At 36.3% G+C, this 17,743-nt stretch carries 19 protein-coding genes and 2 pseudogenes; 5 read left to right on the forward strand and 16 right to left on the reverse strand.

Annotation, left to right across the window (positions count from 1 at the left end):
* Positions 1–188: 188 nt before the first annotated feature.
* The 11 genes and pseudogenes from CER22_RS09205 to comFA form a co-directional block, all read right to left on the reverse strand.
* The gene (locus tag CER22_RS09205) at positions 189–1,373 is read right to left on the reverse strand and encodes a PDZ domain-containing protein (protein WP_137035902.1); all 1,185 of its coding nucleotides are present in this window, start codon (positions 1,371–1,373) and stop codon (positions 189–191) included.
* A gap of 260 nt (positions 1,374–1,633) precedes the next feature.
* On the reverse strand, positions 1,634–3,070 hold the full coding sequence (locus CER22_RS09210; protein WP_000830301.1) for a S41 family peptidase: 1,437 nt from the start codon (positions 3,068–3,070) through the stop codon (positions 1,634–1,636).
* A gap of 118 nt (positions 3,071–3,188) precedes the next feature.
* On the reverse strand, positions 3,189–4,082 hold the full coding sequence (gene ftsX / locus CER22_RS09215; RefSeq protein WP_087983949.1) for a permease-like cell division protein FtsX: 894 nt from the start codon (positions 4,080–4,082) through the stop codon (positions 3,189–3,191).
* Positions 4,072–4,758, reverse strand: a complete 687-nt coding sequence (gene ftsE / locus CER22_RS09220) for a cell division ATP-binding protein FtsE (protein WP_000594325.1) — start codon at positions 4,756–4,758, stop codon at positions 4,072–4,074. Before ftsE ends, ftsX begins: the two co-directional genes overlap by 11 nt.
* Positions 4,759–5,076: 318 nt before the next feature.
* Positions 5,077–5,400 (reverse strand): cytochrome c551, encoded by a 324-nt coding sequence (gene cccB / locus CER22_RS09225; protein WP_000727965.1) that lies wholly within the window; start codon positions 5,398–5,400, stop codon positions 5,077–5,079.
* Between the two features lie 438 nt (positions 5,401–5,838).
* Positions 5,839–6,937, reverse strand: a protein-coding gene (prfB, locus tag CER22_RS09235) for a peptide chain release factor 2 (protein WP_096001656.1) whose coding sequence is annotated in 2 segments (ribosomal slippage) — positions 5,839–6,864 and positions 6,866–6,937 — 1,098 coding nt in all. Because the reading frame shifts where the segments join, the coding sequence is not laid out codon by codon here.
* 144 nt (positions 6,938–7,081) lie between these two features.
* Positions 7,082–9,589, reverse strand: a complete 2,508-nt coding sequence (gene secA / locus CER22_RS09240; protein ID WP_048542521.1) for a preprotein translocase subunit SecA — start codon at positions 9,587–9,589, stop codon at positions 7,082–7,084.
* A gap of 274 nt (positions 9,590–9,863) precedes the next feature.
* Positions 9,864–10,406 (reverse strand): ribosome hibernation-promoting factor, HPF/YfiA family, encoded by a 543-nt coding sequence (gene hpf / locus CER22_RS09245; RefSeq protein ID WP_000671189.1) that lies wholly within the window; start codon positions 10,404–10,406, stop codon positions 9,864–9,866.
* Positions 10,407–10,726: 320 nt separating this feature from the next.
* Positions 10,727–10,924: a cold shock protein CspC gene (gene cspC / locus CER22_RS09250; RefSeq protein ID WP_001990088.1), complete on the reverse strand. Its 198-nt coding sequence runs from the start codon at positions 10,922–10,924 to the stop codon at positions 10,727–10,729.
* A 126-nt stretch (positions 10,925–11,050) separates the two neighbouring features.
* On the reverse strand, positions 11,051–11,755 hold the full coding sequence (locus tag CER22_RS09255; protein ID WP_088608603.1) for a ComF family protein: 705 nt from the start codon (positions 11,753–11,755) through the stop codon (positions 11,051–11,053).
* Positions 11,755–12,711: pseudogene (comFA, locus tag CER22_RS09260) on the reverse strand (ATP-dependent helicase ComFA); the annotation flags it as partial. The gene CER22_RS09255 and the pseudogene comFA, both read right to left, overlap by 1 nt.
* Before the next feature lie 212 nt (positions 12,712–12,923).
* Between comFA and CER22_RS09265 the strand changes: the two are divergent.
* The 5 genes and pseudogenes from CER22_RS09265 to CER22_RS09285 all read left to right on the forward strand — a co-directional run bounded on the left by CER22_RS09265 (position 12,924) and on the right by CER22_RS09285 (position 15,352).
* Positions 12,924–13,757: a helix-turn-helix domain-containing protein gene (locus CER22_RS09265; protein ID WP_088608605.1), complete on the forward strand. Its 834-nt coding sequence runs from the start codon at positions 12,924–12,926 to the stop codon at positions 13,755–13,757.
* A gap of 56 nt (positions 13,758–13,813) precedes the next feature.
* Positions 13,814–14,059: pseudogene (locus tag CER22_RS09270) on the forward strand (MarR family transcriptional regulator); the annotation flags it as partial.
* A 14-nt stretch (positions 14,060–14,073) separates the two neighbouring features.
* The gene (locus tag CER22_RS09275) at positions 14,074–14,331 is read left to right on the forward strand and encodes a hypothetical protein (protein ID WP_088608607.1); all 258 of its coding nucleotides are present in this window, start codon (positions 14,074–14,076) and stop codon (positions 14,329–14,331) included.
* Between the two features lie 74 nt (positions 14,332–14,405).
* Positions 14,406–14,741 (forward strand): hypothetical protein, encoded by a 336-nt coding sequence (locus CER22_RS09280; protein ID WP_088608608.1) that lies wholly within the window; start codon positions 14,406–14,408, stop codon positions 14,739–14,741.
* A gap of 80 nt (positions 14,742–14,821) precedes the next feature.
* Positions 14,822–15,352, forward strand: a complete 531-nt coding sequence (locus CER22_RS09285) for a hypothetical protein (protein WP_088608609.1) — start codon at positions 14,822–14,824, stop codon at positions 15,350–15,352.
* 46 nt (positions 15,353–15,398) lie between these two features.
* Here CER22_RS09285 and CER22_RS09290 read toward each other — a convergent pair whose 3' ends face one another.
* The 5 genes from CER22_RS09290 to CER22_RS33020 form a co-directional block, all read right to left on the reverse strand.
* Positions 15,399–16,445: an N-acetylmuramoyl-L-alanine amidase gene (locus CER22_RS09290; RefSeq protein ID WP_088608610.1), complete on the reverse strand. Its 1,047-nt coding sequence runs from the start codon at positions 16,443–16,445 to the stop codon at positions 15,399–15,401.
* A complete protein-coding gene (locus tag CER22_RS09295) occupies positions 16,442–16,651 on the reverse strand; it encodes a hypothetical protein (RefSeq protein ID WP_088608611.1) in 210 nt (69 codons plus the stop codon). Before CER22_RS09295 ends, CER22_RS09290 begins: the two co-directional genes overlap by 4 nt.
* Before the next feature lie 3 nt (positions 16,652–16,654).
* On the reverse strand, positions 16,655–16,864 hold the full coding sequence (locus tag CER22_RS09300) for a hemolysin XhlA family protein (RefSeq protein WP_088608612.1): 210 nt from the start codon (positions 16,862–16,864) through the stop codon (positions 16,655–16,657).
* A gap of 72 nt (positions 16,865–16,936) precedes the next feature.
* Complete coding sequence (locus tag CER22_RS09305) at positions 16,937–17,206, reverse strand: hypothetical protein (protein ID WP_088608613.1); 270 nt, start codon at positions 17,204–17,206, stop codon at positions 16,937–16,939.
* Between the two features lie 14 nt (positions 17,207–17,220).
* A partial coding sequence (locus CER22_RS33020; protein WP_218824976.1) for a hypothetical protein occupies positions 17,221–17,743 on the reverse strand: 523 nt, incomplete at its 5' end.

A 17,743-nucleotide genomic window follows, 5' to 3' on the forward strand; every position in this document is an offset into this window, starting at 1 on the left:
ATGATAACCATTATCAAATAATTATTCAAGTTATCCGTCTATGAAACTAAAAAGAATGTTTGCGATGGTTGTCGTTTTTTCCATAAATTCGATATATTTGAATAATCACCGATATAAATTTCATTTACTACTAATCCCGCCCCCACAACCAAAAAGGGTATCACCACAAGGTGATACCCTTTCCTCTATTACATCGCTTCCGAATCCCACTCATGCTCCTGCTGAACAAACACAATTCCTAATTCGTGATGTCCTCCGGCGTATAATGCCGTTTGGGCAAGGCGAAGCTCTCCATTTGTATCTAATACTTCTAATTTACAAAATGCTCCTGTCGTCTTCGTTTGAAGCGCATCATAAAATTCCTCAGCGCTTCTTGGAATGACTCCATTTACTTTCGTAATCACTTCTCCAGGCAGTAAATTCAGCTCCGCCCCAATTGTATTCGGGATTGTATCTAATACAACAAGTCCATCATTACGTGCAGCGAAATACGCCGGTCTCGTCTCATCGGCAATTTTTTCTTGCATGGAAATTGTGAAACGCCCAAGCATTGCGACTCCCATTGCGATAATGGCAAGTACGTGCCACCAATAACTTGCGATTCCTAAAACAAGTACAATTCCTGCTAATCCGTAGACACGCCTTCCTGTAAATAATAAAGCTTCCGTTGGCTCATAACTTCTAATCTTTCTCATAAATCCAATTAAAAATGGAACGAGGAATAGAGAATAGGTATGTGAACCGATTGAAACGACAGGCCACCATGAAATAAACTGCGTTACTGCATCACCTGGTACAAGAATAAAAATAGGAACGATCCATAAACGCTTTGATTCGTGTAAACCAATCTTTAGCCCACGCTTACCCTTCCTAATCTTCGGCGTAGAATATCCTACTGCATTTTTAGAAATCAACAAGCCCTCTACAACGAGCATGACACCTAGTAAAATAGCAAGAGATACAATCGTACTCTCTTCCCCTTCTCCAAGCTGTAAGAAGGAAACTGGTAGCTTAGAAGATACTAGAACGCATACAATTGCGATACTAAATGTATAAGCTGCTGATAAATATCGATACATAGCAGTTAATCCAAATAATAACGTCCAAAGTAAGATGACCCATAAGCTCGCTTTGGAAACGACAAGGCCAAGTCCAATTGTAAGAATAGATACGATTAATCCGTATCCAACTCCCGCAAATAGAGATGTTCGCAGTTCAAACCAAATATCATAAACTTTAAAGGAAAAATCCTTTCGTTCTCGTAACATACGTAAGTATCCAACGAAGATACTACTTATTAAAAATACATAGACAGCAGGGTGTAAGAAAAAACGTCCAACTGCCCGCATTATTTCAAAAATCCATGCCTCCACGAACTCATTCACCACCATTTATATCATTCTTTCTTTTTATATTATCATAACTGGACAAACGTTTGTTTAACACAAAAAAATACAGGCAGCAAACTGCCTGTATTTCTTTTTATTTCGCTTTAATGGGCAGTAAGACCCCCACCTCAAAATTCAGCGAAAGCAAAGGATTTAGGTGGGGGATCCACTGCCCATAAAAGTCCGATTGGTTCAACTAATAATTAGTGGGGATGAAGAAAACCCCCACTGATTAAAGTTTCACTTTATTTCACTATTAATTTTAATGCGGACTGTAATTGTAGATCATTTTCTCCAGAACGGATTTTTTCAATAATTTTAGTTTGAATCGCCTCAGCTGTCTTTTTATCAAGCTGTCCCGTCGCTTCCATCTCATTCGCATTTTGGAATGCTTTCAGCGCTGATTCTGTCTCTTTACTAAAGTATCCATCTTCACGCCCTGGTACATATCCTAAACTCTTAAGCATTTCTTGCGCGTGTTTTACTTGCACATCATTTGAATTGTATGAAAGTGTCTTTTCAATTTGAATTGGTGTCGCATGATAATAATCTGGTTGCTTCACTTCTACTGTTGGCGCGATTCCTTTTTTATGAATCCAGTTTCCATCCGGTGTTAACCATTTAAACATCGTTAATTTAATGTTGCTGCCATCTTTAAATGGAACGGCTTGCTGAACAGTACCTTTACCAAACGTTTTTTCACCAATTAAATCGTATCCTTCTCCCTCTTTTAGCGCACCCGCTAAAATCTCTGAAGCAGAAGCACTTCCGTTATCAATTAATACTGAAATTGGATATGGCTTTTTCTCTTTCAGTTCCGTAGAGAATTTCTTTTTCTCACCATTTCGTTGCTCTACTTGTAGCATCGGCTTTTTATCCGTCATAATTTCCCCTAGTATCTCTTCTACACTATTTAAGTAGCCACCAGGATTACCACGCACGTCAATAACTAAGCCTTTTATGTTTTTCTTCTCTAACTCTTTTAACTGATCCTTAAATTCTTTCGCTGTATTTTCAGCAAAAGAAGTGATTTGCATATAACCGATATCTTTTCCGCTCTCTTGTTTCACAGAACTAAACACCGTGAAGATTGGAATTTTTTCACGCTTAATTTTAAATACAATCGGATCAGCTACTCCTGCACGCTTAATTTCAATCGCGACAGTCGTTCCTTTTTTACCACGAATCTTTAATACTGCTTCTTCACGTGATAAATCTTTCACACTATTTCCATCTACAGATAAAATTTGGTCATTCGGTTTAATTCCAATCTTTTCTGCCGGTGAGCCTTTAATTGGAGATACGATAATGAGCTTACCGTCCGTTTTGTTCACCTCAGCCCCGATCCCCTCTAGCTCAGGATCAAGTGATTCACTAAACTGTTTAGCCGTTTCTTTATCCATATACGTGGAATAAGGGTCCTTCAGCGTAGACAACATGCCTTGTATTGCACCTTCGACTAACTTGTCATCCTTCACGTCTTCCACATAACGTGAATCAATTAGTGCATACGCCTCATTAATTTTTGCCAAATTCCCTTGTGAGGTGCTAGCGTTTCCACTCGAAATTGTTTGCGTTACTTCTGCTGGGTTAACCCCAAATAAAGACATACCTGCAAACATTCCGCCAGCACCAATTAAAAATGCAACAACCATTCCAATAATTGCAACTCTACGTTTCAATGCGGAATTCCCCTTTCCAAAACACACAGGTGGTGTAGCAAAAGGCATCACACAGTGTGTGATGCCTTTACCTATTTCTACTATATGATAAGCTTGTACGAATTATGTTTGCAACTTTTTATACTTTTAAGAAGCGACGAATTGACATTACACTTCCCCACATACCGATTAAAGCCCCGATTAACACTAGTAAACCAGCTAATTGGAATACGAAAGGACTGTATGGTAGAAGTTCGAAAATTGTTCCGCCAAGTTTTTCGTTAAACACACTTTGTAGTGAATTATACGTAGCTAGAATTAAGCCAATTGGAATAATTGATCCTAATACTCCTAGGAATAATCCCTCTAATAAGAACGGCCAACGAATAAACCAGTTTGTTGCACCTACCAGTTTCATAATTTCGATTTCTGTACTACGAGCATAAATTGTAATTTTAATTGTATTAGAGATTAAGAACATCGCTGTGAATAAAAGACCTGCAATTAACGCAATCCCGATATTACGTCCTGTTTTTACAGTATCAAATAATTTTTCAACTTGACCTTTACCGTATTGAACATTACTTACAAACTGCATTTTCTCAATCTTTTTCGCGATTGTCGCTGTATCTGTTGGTTCTTTTGCTTTTACAATGAATACGTTTTTAAGTGGGTTATCTTGTTCAAATAACTCAAACGTTTTTCCGCTATCACCTAAGCTTTTAATTAAGCGTTTTAGCTCTTCTTCTTTAGAAGAATATTTAATAGATTCTACTTTTGCAATCTTACTCATATCATCTTCTAATTTCTTTTGATCAGCTTCTTTTGCTGCTGGATCAATGTGTACACGAATTTCTACATCTTGCTCTACTTTCGTCGCAAAATGGTTCATATTCATTATCGCTGTTAAAAAGACACCTACAAGTAATAATGTAACTGTTACTGCACTAACAGAAGCAAATGTCATCCATCCGTTACGTGATAGATTCTTTACACCTTCTCGCAAATGTCGACTAAGGGTCTTAGCCTTCATATCCGTATCCTCCCTCAATCTCATCTCGAACAATTTTTCCGCCTTCAATCGCGATTACACGATGACGAATTGTATTTACGATATCTGAGTTATGTGTCGCCATAACAATCGTTGTACCACGCTCGTTAATACGCGTAAAAATCTTCATAATATCAAGAGCTGTTTCAATATCTAAGTTACCTGTTGGCTCATCGGCAATTACAACCTTCGGTCTATTAACAATTGCTCTCGCAATCGCAACACGTTGCTGCTCTCCGCCCGAAAGTTCACTTGGTAGTGCGTCTGCACGATCCTCAAGACCTACAAGACCTAAAACTTCTGTTACACGCTCACGAATGGCTTCTTTTTCTTCTTCAATTACTTCTAAAGCAAACGCAACATTCTCATATACCGTTAACTTAGGTAGTAATTTAAAATCTTGGAAAATTACGCCTAATTGACGACGGAAATATGGAACATCTCTTTCTGCTAATGTTTCAATAACAAGTCCATTTACATTAATTGATCCTGTAGATGGCTTCTCTTCACGATACATCATTTTAATAAATGTAGATTTCCCGGCTCCACTCGGTCCAACTACGTATACAAACTCACCTTGTTTAATGTTAACTGTGAGACCAGCAATGGCTTTCATACCATTCGGGTACTCCTTATAAACATTCGTCATTTTTATCATTATTTATCACCCAATACTTAATGATTTTTTTCGAAATACTTTTCTGTACATCTGAAAATAAAAGATAACCTTTTATTCTCGCTTAACCACTCTTGTTGAAGGTAGCTTCCATTCATGCTTTTTATTAGCAGCGCTACTCTATGTAATATATTTCAGCAAAATTCTACAAACCTCATTGTAACATCAAACGGTTTCCAGTTCGGATACATTTTTGTTACAGTTATGTTACATCAAAAAAAAGGAAACGAGTCGTCATAGTTCTTACCCAAAATCATTTTGGGATAAGATTATATAACCAACCCGTCCAGTTCACCCTTTTTATTTATGTTCAGCTAACCACTCAGCTACTTTTTTCGCATCCTCACCTTGAATAATTCCTGGTGACATGGAACCGCGACCTTTTTCAATAATCTTTTCAATCTCTGCTGCATCATATTTCTGTCCCACTTTTCGTAAATCCGGTCCAGTTGCTCCCGATAAATCTTTCGCGTGACAGCCTATACAACTTTTTTGGTAAATTTGCTCTGCGCTATCTGTGCTTGCAGATTGTTTCGAAGGCTTACTCTCTTCTTTATTTCCACATGCTCCTAAAGCAAAAACGACTGATGTTCCTAACGCAATAGCCAACAATTTCTTTTTCACTTCTATCGCTCCCCATTGTTGATATTCTTTTCATTCCTAACACACTCATTTTCATTATAAGCATTATCTTTATATAGAAAAACTAAGGTATATTTCATATTTTTCAAAAATACAGTAAAAACCCTGATAATATAAAGCTTTCATAAGTTGTTTCAATTCTGTGAACAACATAAAAACTTCTATAAAGAATTCTTGTTGAACAGAAAATCAGAAAAGTTCTGTTCAAGTCTTACTCTATTGCCGCTCTGTTTTACTATTCTCTACTTTTTACAATACAATATACAACATTGTATGCTACATATAATCTCATCAAAAAGAGAAGTTGTCGTTTCCAACTTCTCTTCCTCTTTACTTCATCTATAGAAATAAAATCAAATTCTTTATATCCTCGATTATCCTCAGCATACGCCGACAACTTTGTTGGCTTTTTTTCGCTTATTAGATGCGAGAACGTAAGTAAGCATCAATAAATGGATCAATTTCTCCATCCATAACTGCTTGCACGTTACCAACCTCTGTATTTGTACGGTGGTCTTTCACAAGAGAATACGGGTGGAATACGTAAGAACGAATTTGGCTACCCCATCCGATTTCTTTTTGTTCACCGCGAATTTCATCTAACTCCGCTTGTTGCTCTTCTAATTTCTTTTGGTATAATTTCGCTTTTAACATTTTCATCGCGTGCTCACGGTTTTTAATTTGTGAACGCTCTGACTGACATGTTACAACTGTGTTTGTTGGTGTATGTGTAATACGAACTGCTGAGTCTGTCGTATTAATATGCTGTCCACCTGCACCACTTGCACGGTACGTATCAACTTTTAAGTCTTCTGAACGTATTTCGATTTCAACTTCATCATTGAACTCAGGTACGACTTCACAAGATACGAACGATGTATGACGACGGCCTGAAGAATCGAATGGCGAGATACGTACAAGACGATGTACACCTTTCTCTGCCTTTAAATAACCGTAAGCGTTATGACCTTTAATTAATAAAGTAACACTCTTAATACCAGCTTCATCACCTGGTAAGTAGTCAACCGTTTCTACTTTAAACCCACGTTTTTCAGCCCAACGTGTGTACATACGTAATAACATAGAACCCCAGTCTTGTGACTCTGTTCCACCAGCACCTGGGTGTAATTCTAAAATAGCGTTATTTTTATCATAAGGATCGCTTAGTAGTAGCTGAAGCTCATACTCATTCATTTCTTGAATTAAGCCTTTCACTTCTGATTCAAGCTCCTCATGTAAATCTTCATCATACTCTTCTTTTAAAAGCTCATGCGTGATTTCTAAATTTTCGAAGGTCTCATCTAACTGACGGAACTTTCCAACCATCTCTTTCAGTGCATTAGCTTCGTTAATTACAGCTTGTGCGCCTTGTTGGTCATCCCAAAATCCTGCACCCATCATTGTCTCTTCTAACTCTGCAATTTGTTTCTCCTTAGTAGGAAGGTCAAAGAGACCCCCTAAAAGCCGCTAATCTCTTAGCCATTTTCTCTAATTCTTGTCTAATTTCTACTAATTCCATTTCCTTCACCTCTATGTAATTGCTGTTACTTTCTTATGAGAACAAGGGAAACTCTCTCCACTTATGACGGAGAGAGTTTAAACTTTCTTAATTATACATTTTTGATGTAAAATTTTGCAAAGCAATCTGGGCTACCGCCCTGTATTACTTCCCGATACCACAGCAGTTTTTATATTTTTTACCGCTACCACATTTACATAAATCGTTGCGGCCTACTTGGTCACCTTTTACAACTGGTTTTTTCTTCGCTTCTTCGCCATCGCTAGATGGATGAACAGCTTCACCTTGAACAACTTCTTGACGCTCTAAGTTTTGTTCAATTTCAGCTTTCATAATGTAACGAGAAATTTCCTCTTCAATAGAAGCAATCATTGACTCGAACATTGCGAATCCTTCCATTTGATACTCACGAAGTGGATCAATTTGACCGTAAGCACGTAAATGAATACCTTCACGAAGGTGATCCATCGCATCAATATGCTCTGTCCATTTCGTATCTACTACACGGAATACAACAACTTTTTCGAACTCACGCATTTGCTCTTCTGGCAGAAGCTTTTCTTTGTCGTTGTAACGCTCTATTAATTTCGCGATAATTGGCTCGCTCATTTCCTCTGGAGCAAGACGACGTAACTCTTCTTCTTTTATATCGCCTTCTTGCAGAAGGTTGGCATTTAAGTAGTCAACAAGACCTTTAATGTTCCAATCTTCTTCAATTTCCTCTTGTGTATGAAGCGCAACAGCACGTTCTACTGTAGATTTCATCATACCTTCAATAATACTGCGTAAATTCTCAGAATCCATTACTTCTTGACGCTGTTTGTAAATAACTTCACGTTGCTGACGAAGTACATCATCGTACTGCAGTAACTGCTTACGTGCATCATAGTTATTTCCTTCTACACGTTTTTGTGCAGATTCTACCGCACGAGAAACCATTTTACTTTCAATCGGCTGTGAATCATCCATACCAAGACGATCCATCATCGCTTTCATATTGTCAGAACCGAATCGGCGCATTAGTTCATCTTCCATAGACAAGTAGAACTGCGTTACACCAGGGTCCCCTTGACGACCAGCACGACCACGTAACTGATTATCAATACGACGGCTTTCGTGACGCTCTGTACCGATAACTGCTAGACCAACGTTTTTAATATCGTCTCCAAGCTTAATATCCGTACCACGACCAGCCATATTCGTCGCAATCGTTACAGCACCTTTCATACCAGCTTCTGCAATGATATCTGCTTCACGCGCATGGTTTTTCGCGTTTAAAATGTTATGGCGTACACCTTTACGTGTTAACATTTTTGAAATAAGCTCTGATGTTTCAATTGCAACTGTACCGACAAGAATAGGTTGCCCTTGTTTATGACGATTTACAATATCCTCAACAACTGCATTGAATTTGCCTTCCATTGATTTGAAGATTAAATCAGCACGGTCATCACGAATAATATCTTTGTTCGTTGGAATTACGATAACATTCATATTGTAAATACTACGGAATTCTTCTTCTTCCGTTTTCGCTGTACCAGTCATACCAGATAACTTTTCATACATACGGAAATAGTTCTGGAACGTAATTGTTGCGAGTGTCATACTTTCATTTTGAATTTCTACGCCTTCTTTTGCTTCAATAGCTTGGTGCAAACCTTCGCTATAACGACGACCTTTCATAAGACGACCAGTGAATTGGTCTACAATTACGATTTCGCCTTCTTGTACAACATAATCTGTATCAAGATGCATAACAACGTGTGCACGAAGCGCCTGATTAATATGGTGAAGAAGTGCGACATGTTTTAAATCGAATAAGTTTTCAATATGGAAAGCTTTCTCTGCTTTCGTAATACCATCTTCAGTTAACATTACATTTTTCGTTTTCACATCAAATGAATACTCTTTTTCATTTTCTAATGTACGAACGAATGCATTTGCAAACATGTATAGCTCTGTTGATTTTTGAGCTTGTCCCGAAATAATAAGCGGCGTACGTGCTTCATCGACTAAAATAGAATCGACTTCATCGATAATAGCAAAATGAAGTGGACGCTGAACGCACTGTTCTCTATATAAAACCATGTTGTCACGTAAGTAATCGAATCCAAGCTCATTATTTGTGCTATACGTAATATCAGCAGCATAAGCCTCTTGTTTCTCTTCGCGTGACATGCTGTTTAAGTTAATTCCTACTGTTAAGCCTAGGAACTCATGAAGTTGTCCCATTTCGCTCGCATCACGTTGTGCTAAGTATTCATTGACTGTAACAACGTGAACACCTTTTCCTGTTAAAGCATTTAAATATACAGGTAATGTAGATGTTAATGTTTTACCTTCACCCGTTTTCATCTCAGAGATATTCCCTTCATGTAAGGCAATACCACCCATTAACTGCACGCCATACGGACGCATTCCAAGAACACGAGTCGCAGCTTCGCGAACAACTGCAAAAGCTTCAGGAAGTAGATCATCTACTGTCTCACCTTTTGTTAGACGTTCTTTAAATTCAAGCGTCTTTCCTTTTAATTGTTCATCTGTTAGTGGCTTAATAGATGATTCTAATGCATCAATTTGCTCAACTGTCTTCTGCATACGTTTAATTTGGCGTTGATTTACATCAAATACCTTTTTTAAAATACCGATCATAGGAAATACGCTCCTCTTTTTTATTAAAATAAAACTTCCGATTGTTTTTTCTTTTTCTATTACAATCAGTCGTTATAAAAATCAAATGTATGTTATACCAATTTTTCTCCTAATTAAAAAAACTAAAATGTATATACCTAATGATAATTGTAACACTTGTCTTATAACTATGACAACAATCGGCCGAATGTCTCGTTCTAAATTAAGAAAACTTTTAAAAAAAATCTATTTTCAGCAAAAAAAGCGCAGCCATTTCGGCTGCGCTTTTGAATTATTATTTAGTTTCGATTAAACCATATTTCCCATCTTTACGGCCGTATACAACATTAGTTTCATTTGTATCAGCATTTGTGAAGACGAAGAAATTATGTCCTAGCATATCCATTTGTAGGATCGCTTCTTCAACGTCCATCGGTTTTAAATCAAATCGTTTTGTACGTACAAGTTCTAATTCATCCTCTTCTACCGCATCCAGAACAGCTACTGCTTCTGGAAGGATAAAGTTCGTTTTCATAGAACCTTTCTCACGTAACTTACGATTTACCTTTGTTTTATGTTTACGAATTTGTCGCTCAAGTTTATCAACTACTAAATCGATAGCAGCGTACATATCGCTATTAGTTTCTTCTGCACGAAGTAATAAATCAGTAAATGGAATTGTTACCTCGACACGTTGCTTGTCAGAGTATACTTTTAAATTAACTTTAATCTCTGGGAATGTATCAAAATAACGCTCTAACTTACTTAGTTTTTTCTCTACATATTCCTTTAATGCTGGAGTTACTTCAATATTTTCACCACGAATGTTGAATTTCATAGATGAATTCCTCCTTTCAAGCCTATGTACTATAATTTCGACATTGGCTTAAAAACTCCTTCTAACTTTTTTAAAAAAATTAGTGGAATTGCGATTTTTTTATCGTTTTTTGTTGAAATGAAAAGATGCATCGTTTCTATCTTTATTTTATCCTATTAACATCGTGAATAACGAATATAACTGTGGACAATTCGTTACAGAAAAGAAACAACTTTTTGACAACTTGATTCATAACAAAAACCCCTTGCAAAAAACAAGAGGTTCTACCATATATATAACGTTGCCACAAACGCAGCTCTCTCTTCCCAAAAACAATATTCCTACAGTTTTACAACATTAGCTGCTTGTGGTCCACGTGCTCCATCTACAATGTCAAACTCAACTTGTTGTCCTTCTTCTAATGACTTATATCCATCTTGTTGAATAGCAGAAAAATGAACAAACACATCATCACCATCTTCACGCTCAATAAACCCAAATCCCTTTTCTGCATTGAACCATTTCACTCTTCCTTGCATGTTCATTCCATTCCCTTCACTCTAAAAATCAGGGCATTCGCCCCATACTTTGACTATAACGAATGACAACTTACGAAGTCAAAGAAGACTTATCGTCTTTTTATTATCCCTTTCGACAGTTACAGATCAACTTCTACAAAGCGTCAAACTAGAAACTTCCCTTGCTCCTTTATCGTATAAAAGACTTCCAATTTGTCTAACTGTAATTCCTGTCGTATATACATCATCAACGAGTAAAATATGTTGATCATGAAACATATCTTCTCCCTGAAAATAAAAAGGATTACTTCCCGAAAGCCTTTCTTTACGTGTCTTCTTACTTTGCTTTTCTGTTTCCCTTCTTCTTAATGAGGGATAAGAAATTTTGACAGGTAAACATGCTGCTAATAACTCTGCCTGATTAAAACCACGTTCATATTCCCGTTCCCTACTAAGCGGAACAGCAATAACACTTGAAACGCTCGTAAAATGCTTTTGAAACAGCTCCCGAAAGGATCGATAAAAAATATGAACTAACTCCGCATCTCCCCGAAACTTAAACTGTGCTAATATTTCTTTCATCTCATCATCGTACACGTGCAAAGAACGATTTTTAAAAGGACGATACTTCTCCTCTTTTATCCACCTTATGCAATCCACACAAATATCATTTTCTTTATATTCGGAAGTCAAGTCCTCTAAAAGTCGCCCACACTCCATGCAAATCTCTCCTATAATATAGGAAAGTTTCCGCTCACACCTATCACATATATATTTTTTGTGAGACTTTACAAAGAAGGTGTACCAACTAACTGTTTCCAACATATACTCATCGCAAAGTAGACAATGCATTAATCGATTAATCCTTGTTCTTTCGCCTTTTTGTTCATACTTTGAATATGCCTTTTCGCGCGTACCATCGCCTCTGTCTTACCGCAATGAAAATAAACGACCTCGCCATAAGGTTCTTCAAAACTACGACCTGCTCGGCCTGCAATTTGTACAAGCGCACTTTCTGAAAAGATTTCTTCTTCCGCCCCTAACACCGCTACTTGTAAATTCTTCACAGTTACTCCTCTCTCTAAAATTGTCGTTGTAACTAATAACGGAATTTCTCCCTTTCTGAAAGCTGCTACTTTTTCTTTTCTCATCGGATCTTCTGCATGTACACCATCGATTCTAGGATCCAACGTTTTCAATATCAGGCTCAATTCTTCTATATATCGCACATGAGGAACAAATAAAAAAATGGGATACTTTTTGCTTACGTACATTTTTAACCATTGTAGTAACAATCGAGGAATTCTTTTATGGTGGAGACTTTTCTTCCAATTTCCGCACCAGCAAAATAGAGGAACTGGTAACGGATGACGATGGTATCGTCCAGAGACAATGATACCTTTTTGTTTACCACTTCTGAAATTACGCTTCCACTTTTCATCTGGAGTTGCAGTTAAATAAATACGCGCTGCTTTCTCTTTCATCGCTTGTTGCACTGCATACTGCAACATTTGATCCGCATGATACGGGAAGGCATCGATCTCATCTACAATCATGACATGAAACGCTCTATAGTAACGTAACAATTGATGAGTCGTTGCAACGACTAACGCTGCATCTTTTTCCCTATCTTCACTTCCTCCGTATAAGGACGCTACATTTACATTTGGAAACACTTTTTGTAATCTCGGCGCTAATTCTAGTACAACGTCTGTTCTTGGCGTTGCGATACAAACCCTTTCTCCTTTTCGCAATGCCTCTTCCATACCGTAAAATAGCATTTCAGTTTTTCCAGCCCCGCAAGTAGCTAGTCTTGAATACCGAAAAAATTCGAGACAAAACAAAAGAGCACAGCGTGTATATAAAGTGCGACCAACACTATATATACCGTCAACCTGATTACGCCAGGTAAACACTTGCTATACTCTCATGAATTATTTTACATCATGTAGGGTTTCTTCGGCAACGTTTACCAAATTGGTGACGTTGCTTTTTTGTTTCCACAAAGGGGACATATAATATGAAAAGAAAAAGAATAGATATTATCGCAACTAAAGAATCCTTCCACAATCTTTCTACATTTAAGGAAGTAGAAGAACTAAATAAAACTGTACGTGCATATAGAGACGCTATCCGTATGTCTATTAAGCGTACTGACGTACAATCGAAACTAATTGCATTACTTGAAATTTTAAAGCGCCACAGTTGTAAATATGTAGGTGTTAGTTTCCTATGCAAAAATAGAATCGCTGAAAAGATGGAAGTTTCATATAAAACTGTGCAACGTTTAATGAAGAAACTTGTGGATCTAGGGATGATTAAACAGGTAGCGATGAAACGTACAAAAGATATGCTACAAACTTCTAACGCTATTATTATTCAACCAATTGTGGAAGAAGTGTCCAACAAGGTAGATATAAAAAGTCCTACAAAGTGTCCTACCATTAAAACAACCCCTGTTTCCTTAAAACAAAATATAAAAGATATAAACAAACGTAATAGTAATGAGAATAGCAATACTCCAGAAGAGAATATTGAACAAGCTGATTTCGTTGCTCATTGGGTACCAGAACGTTTTGTTTCTTTAGTTAGCTCTTTCTATTCTGAATCTAAAACGATTCAAGAACTGTGGAAGGTCGTAAGACAGTGTAATAAAGTTACAAACTTCTCTACAGGTGATAAAGCATTTGATAAGGGGCAAGAACTTACTATCGGCTTAAAAGCTATGAAAGAGTTTGTTATGAAAATTAAATCCGGAGCAAAAATGAAGAAGGGTAAATTCGCATATTTCAACGGGATTGTAAACAACTTAATGGACAAGTTTTACTTTGATAAAGAGTTTATGGGAGCATAATACCTCTGATAAAATACGAACAAGCGTTTGATTTTTTAACGTTATCTTGGTATTATATGGCTATATATTTCATACACAAAGTGAGGATACACACAATGAAACCATTAACTCCTAGACAAGCTGAAATACTAACATTCATCCAAGAAAAGGTTATAGAAAACGGATATCCTCCCACTGTTAGGGAAATCTGTAAAGCAACTGGACTGGCTTCTAGTTCCACAGCGCACGGGCATTTAATGCACTTAGAAGAGAAAGGCTATATTCAACGAGATCCATCTAAACCTCGTACAATAAAAATTTTAAAAGGAGGACTTATATGATTACCAATCCAATAGCCTTTGAAAAGGACAAATTGATTAGGGATATTTATTCGAAACAAAAAGGTATTGCAGCTTTATTACTAAAACATAAATATCGTCCAGAAATTGCGCACCTTATTTACAAATGGCATTCTCATAAAAACTTTTTTATCCAAAACGCTGCTGTTACAAATATACCTTTAGATGAACTTAGAGAAAGACATAAGCAAGTTACTCAATTACTTGAGCAAGTAGAGTTATATACAATCCAGTAAATATTGATAAATAATCCCAATATCTCCAATGTTTGATATAATGATTTTGTTATTAATTATCAGGAGGTTATTTCATGAGTTATGATACTGTAGCATCGCTACAACGTATGCAACAATTAGAACAAGCTCAAGCTGCAGCTGGAAAACGTTTAGTATTAAAGTCAATATATTCATCTGTAGATGTTGCATTAATAATCGTTGCGGTTATTCTCTTTATTCCAACCTTCACTTTTTCTTTAGTGGCATTTTTAGTTTACTATTATACAAAATTCTTTTTCATGAAAACACAATTAGTAAAGAATGTAGCTACTGGCGAAAAGTTTTATGTGGATAAAGAAGAATTCAAACAATATAAGAGGAACTTTAAAAAGAAGGAAAAACAAGTTAGAAAGATATCTGATTTAAAGTAAAGAAAAAAGCCGACTTACAAAAGTTGTTTTTTGGCTATTACATTATAATAGTTTTATTTTTTTGTGAAAGGATGTTTCTTTTGAAGGATTTTATAATAAATAACTGGACTGGTATCCTTAGTATTACTAGCTTAGTTTTATCTTGTTTAGCATTATATTTTAATTGGCAGAATACTAACATTAACAAAAAAAAGTTTAAACATGAGCAAGATGATAAAAAGAAAGCTAATATAGTTTGGGAAGAGATAAAGGGAAATAGTGGTCTAAAAGGTATTAAATCAATCAAAATAAGTAATACAGGGCACTCCGATGCAAAAAATATCCGAATCATTATCAATGATAAAGAATTAGAAAAAGTACAAGAAAACGATATAATACCAGGAGGTGGATATCCATCTAGCTATTCCTTTGATGGGCTAAAATTGACTGATACAAGAAATAATTTTGCTCCCACCGAAATTAGTGCAGGTTTATCAGTTTCATTTCAAATTAGTACTAATCCTTTAAGTAATCAATTTATTATAGTGAAATGTATCTGGGATGATGAATTTGAAAAAAATAGAGAAAAATCATTTAAATACATACCTGGAAATACTAAATTAGCAAATTAATATTAAAAAAGCCGACTCAATTAAGAGCCGGCCCTTTTTATGCTTACTATTTAATTTTTACATAATAAGGACTAGCTGTAATATAGAATACATTACCCTTACTATTCTTCACTTTATATTGCTGTGAGCCATTTACAGATACTTTATCAATGATTGTGAATCCTAAACCTTCATCGACAGTTCCTGAAACATCTCTATCAGACCAGGAAGCTTTTGAATAGAATCGTAAGTCATTCACTTTAGAAACTACACGTTTACCTTCCACAGATGAAGATTCTTCTTTATAACGAATGTATGAAGAATCATTATAAATCCACTGATCACCCCCAACATTTAACCAGTTCCCTAGCTTACCCCAAACTTTATAGGACTCATCTTTTTGCAACTTACGAATAACACTATTGCTTGTGGATGGCCCAGACCGAAGGTTAACATTTTGACCATCAATATAAGCCACTCCACTTGCTTCTAACACACTTTCAGATGGTTGTTGTGGTTTTGCTTCCACAGTGACAGAATGTCCGTTATATACCTTTAAAACATCGTTTCTAAATTGAGATTCTGATACACCATGACTTTTAAGATATTGTATTGGGTCTTCATGATCTGTACCGCCAAGTTTGTATGTAATATCTTTATGAGTCCATAATCCAACACTTGGATGGATATTTCTATCACGTAGAATTTTAGCAAGTAGCTTTACATATCTTTCATATGATTTCTTAAATTTAATAGGGTCACTTGTTTCGGATAATTCTACATGAACAAACCGTTTGTTGGCAGCTGGACCAGCTCCCCAAGCTTGATATTTAGTAGAAGCAATTTGAATATTTTCATCCCAATCCGTTGCATAATGAACGAATGCACTTCTCCATGTTCTAGCTTCATAATTTCTAATATTAATAGCCGGAGCTTCTGGCGTTGCTGTAGAATGCGCCACAACGCCCTCATATGCTCCATATCCATTGCGGTATTCAACTTTTGGTAGTCCTGGAATAATCATTTCTCTATCCGCAAAAGCACTTACTGCAGAAGTTAATGCAATCACAGCAGCCATCGAAATTGATACTAAGATTTTAATAGATTTTCTCACTTGTCATCTTCCCCTTTATCTTCATGATCAGTCCAAATACCTAGCGCAATGCCAAATAAGTAAACCGCCTTTTGAATCGTTTCTAATTTCCCCTCAAACCCTGTAATGCCAAATGCTGATAAAACTAATCCAAGGCATGAAAAAAGCGCAACATGAGTTTTCCAGTTACGCAAACGCCTTTTAATATTTTCTTTTGTGAGTGGCATTCCTTACACACCACCCTTTAGTAATAATCCAATTAAAGCTGTTACAATTGCGCCAATAATGATTCGAAGAATCCAAGTGGTATTAGCACTAATTTTTTCAATACTTTCTTCTATTTTTATTACTTTGCTTTCCACAACTGCAAGACGTACTTCCATGTTTTGAATCTTTGTTTTGTTTGTCTCACAATCTTTACATTGGTCCACCGTTCTCATCTCCTTTTTGACAATAAAAAAAGCCTGCTATAAGCACGCTTCGTTTTGTTACAAGAATCTTATTTCAATACGTTATTCAGCATGAATTGCATCAGGGAAAATTGTTTTTAAATAGTCGTACCCCTGCACGTGATAGTTATACGACCTTTCGGATGTATCAGGCTCATAATCGAAAAGTCGCACATCGATAGATGGTCTTTCTTCTGAGAAAGCTTCTTTTGAAATATATAATGTTAATTCTATCGTCATGGTAGTGTTACCATTTAAATTTGTAATAATTGCGTATGCATTCTCTGCAATTAGACCATTGTTTAAAACATATTTAGGGATTTGTAATGCCATGTAATTTCCTCCTTCTATGGTACATTTACTATAATTGTTCCGTCAGTATCACTTGCAGGTGCTCCTTTTCTGATACGTAAGTTTTTAGATGCATCTACCCAGAAATGATAATCACCCATTTGAAAATGTTTTCCGTTCCAAGTATGATGAATTGTTTTTAAAATCGCGTTTACCGCAAAGGCTCCCCCTGTTTCTATTGGTGTTAGTAACAATTCTCTGTTTTCATGATTAATTTTAAAATCCCATCTCGATTTTGTTTTTCCATCACCGCTATATTTTTCTAATCGCATGACAGTTCCTTGTGCATCATCATGATCAAATCGCATGATTGGTCCTAACGAATGTCCTCTTTCCTGTGCGGCACGTGCATAAAAAGGTGTAGCTTCGTTAAAATTCTCCACGTTAAGCGACATGTTATTAGCTTTTATTCTATGAGTAACCTTTCCATCTAAATCAGTCTCGCTAATATTCACAACATTACTAAGGCTTAGTTGAGCCTCAATAAGAGCAGATATTTTCATATGCATTGAGGTAATC

Origin of the sequence: Bacillus sp. K2I17 (assembly GCF_002209985.1) — a bacterium.
Classification (GTDB): domain Bacteria; phylum Bacillota; class Bacilli; order Bacillales; family Bacillaceae_G; genus Bacillus_A; species Bacillus_A wiedmannii.

Coding starts and splice junctions, on each gene's coding strand:
- CER22_RS09305 (WP_088608613.1), bottom strand. CDS start 17,206: ATGGCATTACAAATCCCTAAATATGTTTTAAACAATGGTCTAATTGCA.
- CER22_RS09255 (WP_088608603.1), bottom strand. CDS start 11,755: ATGCATTGTCTACTTTGCGATGAGTATATGTTGGAAACAGTTAGTTGG.
- ftsX (WP_087983949.1), bottom strand. CDS start 4,082: ATGAAGGCTAAGACCCTTAGTCGACATTTGCGAGAAGGTGTAAAGAAT.
- CER22_RS09295 (WP_088608611.1), bottom strand. CDS start 16,651: ATGCCACTCACAAAAGAAAATATTAAAAGGCGTTTGCGTAACTGGAAA.
- CER22_RS09265 (WP_088608605.1), top strand. CDS start 12,924: ATGAAAAGAAAAAGAATAGATATTATCGCAACTAAAGAATCCTTCCAC.
- cspC (WP_001990088.1), bottom strand. CDS start 10,924: ATGCAAGGAAGAGTGAAATGGTTCAATGCAGAAAAGGGATTTGGGTTT.
- ftsE (WP_000594325.1), bottom strand. CDS start 4,758: ATGATAAAAATGACGAATGTTTATAAGGAGTACCCGAATGGTATGAAA.
- CER22_RS09275 (WP_088608607.1), top strand. CDS start 14,074: ATGATTACCAATCCAATAGCCTTTGAAAAGGACAAATTGATTAGGGAT.
- CER22_RS09300 (WP_088608612.1), bottom strand. CDS start 16,864: ATGAGAACGGTGGACCAATGTAAAGATTGTGAGACAAACAAAACAAAG.
- CER22_RS09280 (WP_088608608.1), top strand. CDS start 14,406: ATGAGTTATGATACTGTAGCATCGCTACAACGTATGCAACAATTAGAA.
- hpf (WP_000671189.1), bottom strand. CDS start 10,406: ATGAAATTCAACATTCGTGGTGAAAATATTGAAGTAACTCCAGCATTA.
- secA (WP_048542521.1), bottom strand. CDS start 9,589: ATGATCGGTATTTTAAAAAAGGTATTTGATGTAAATCAACGCCAAATT.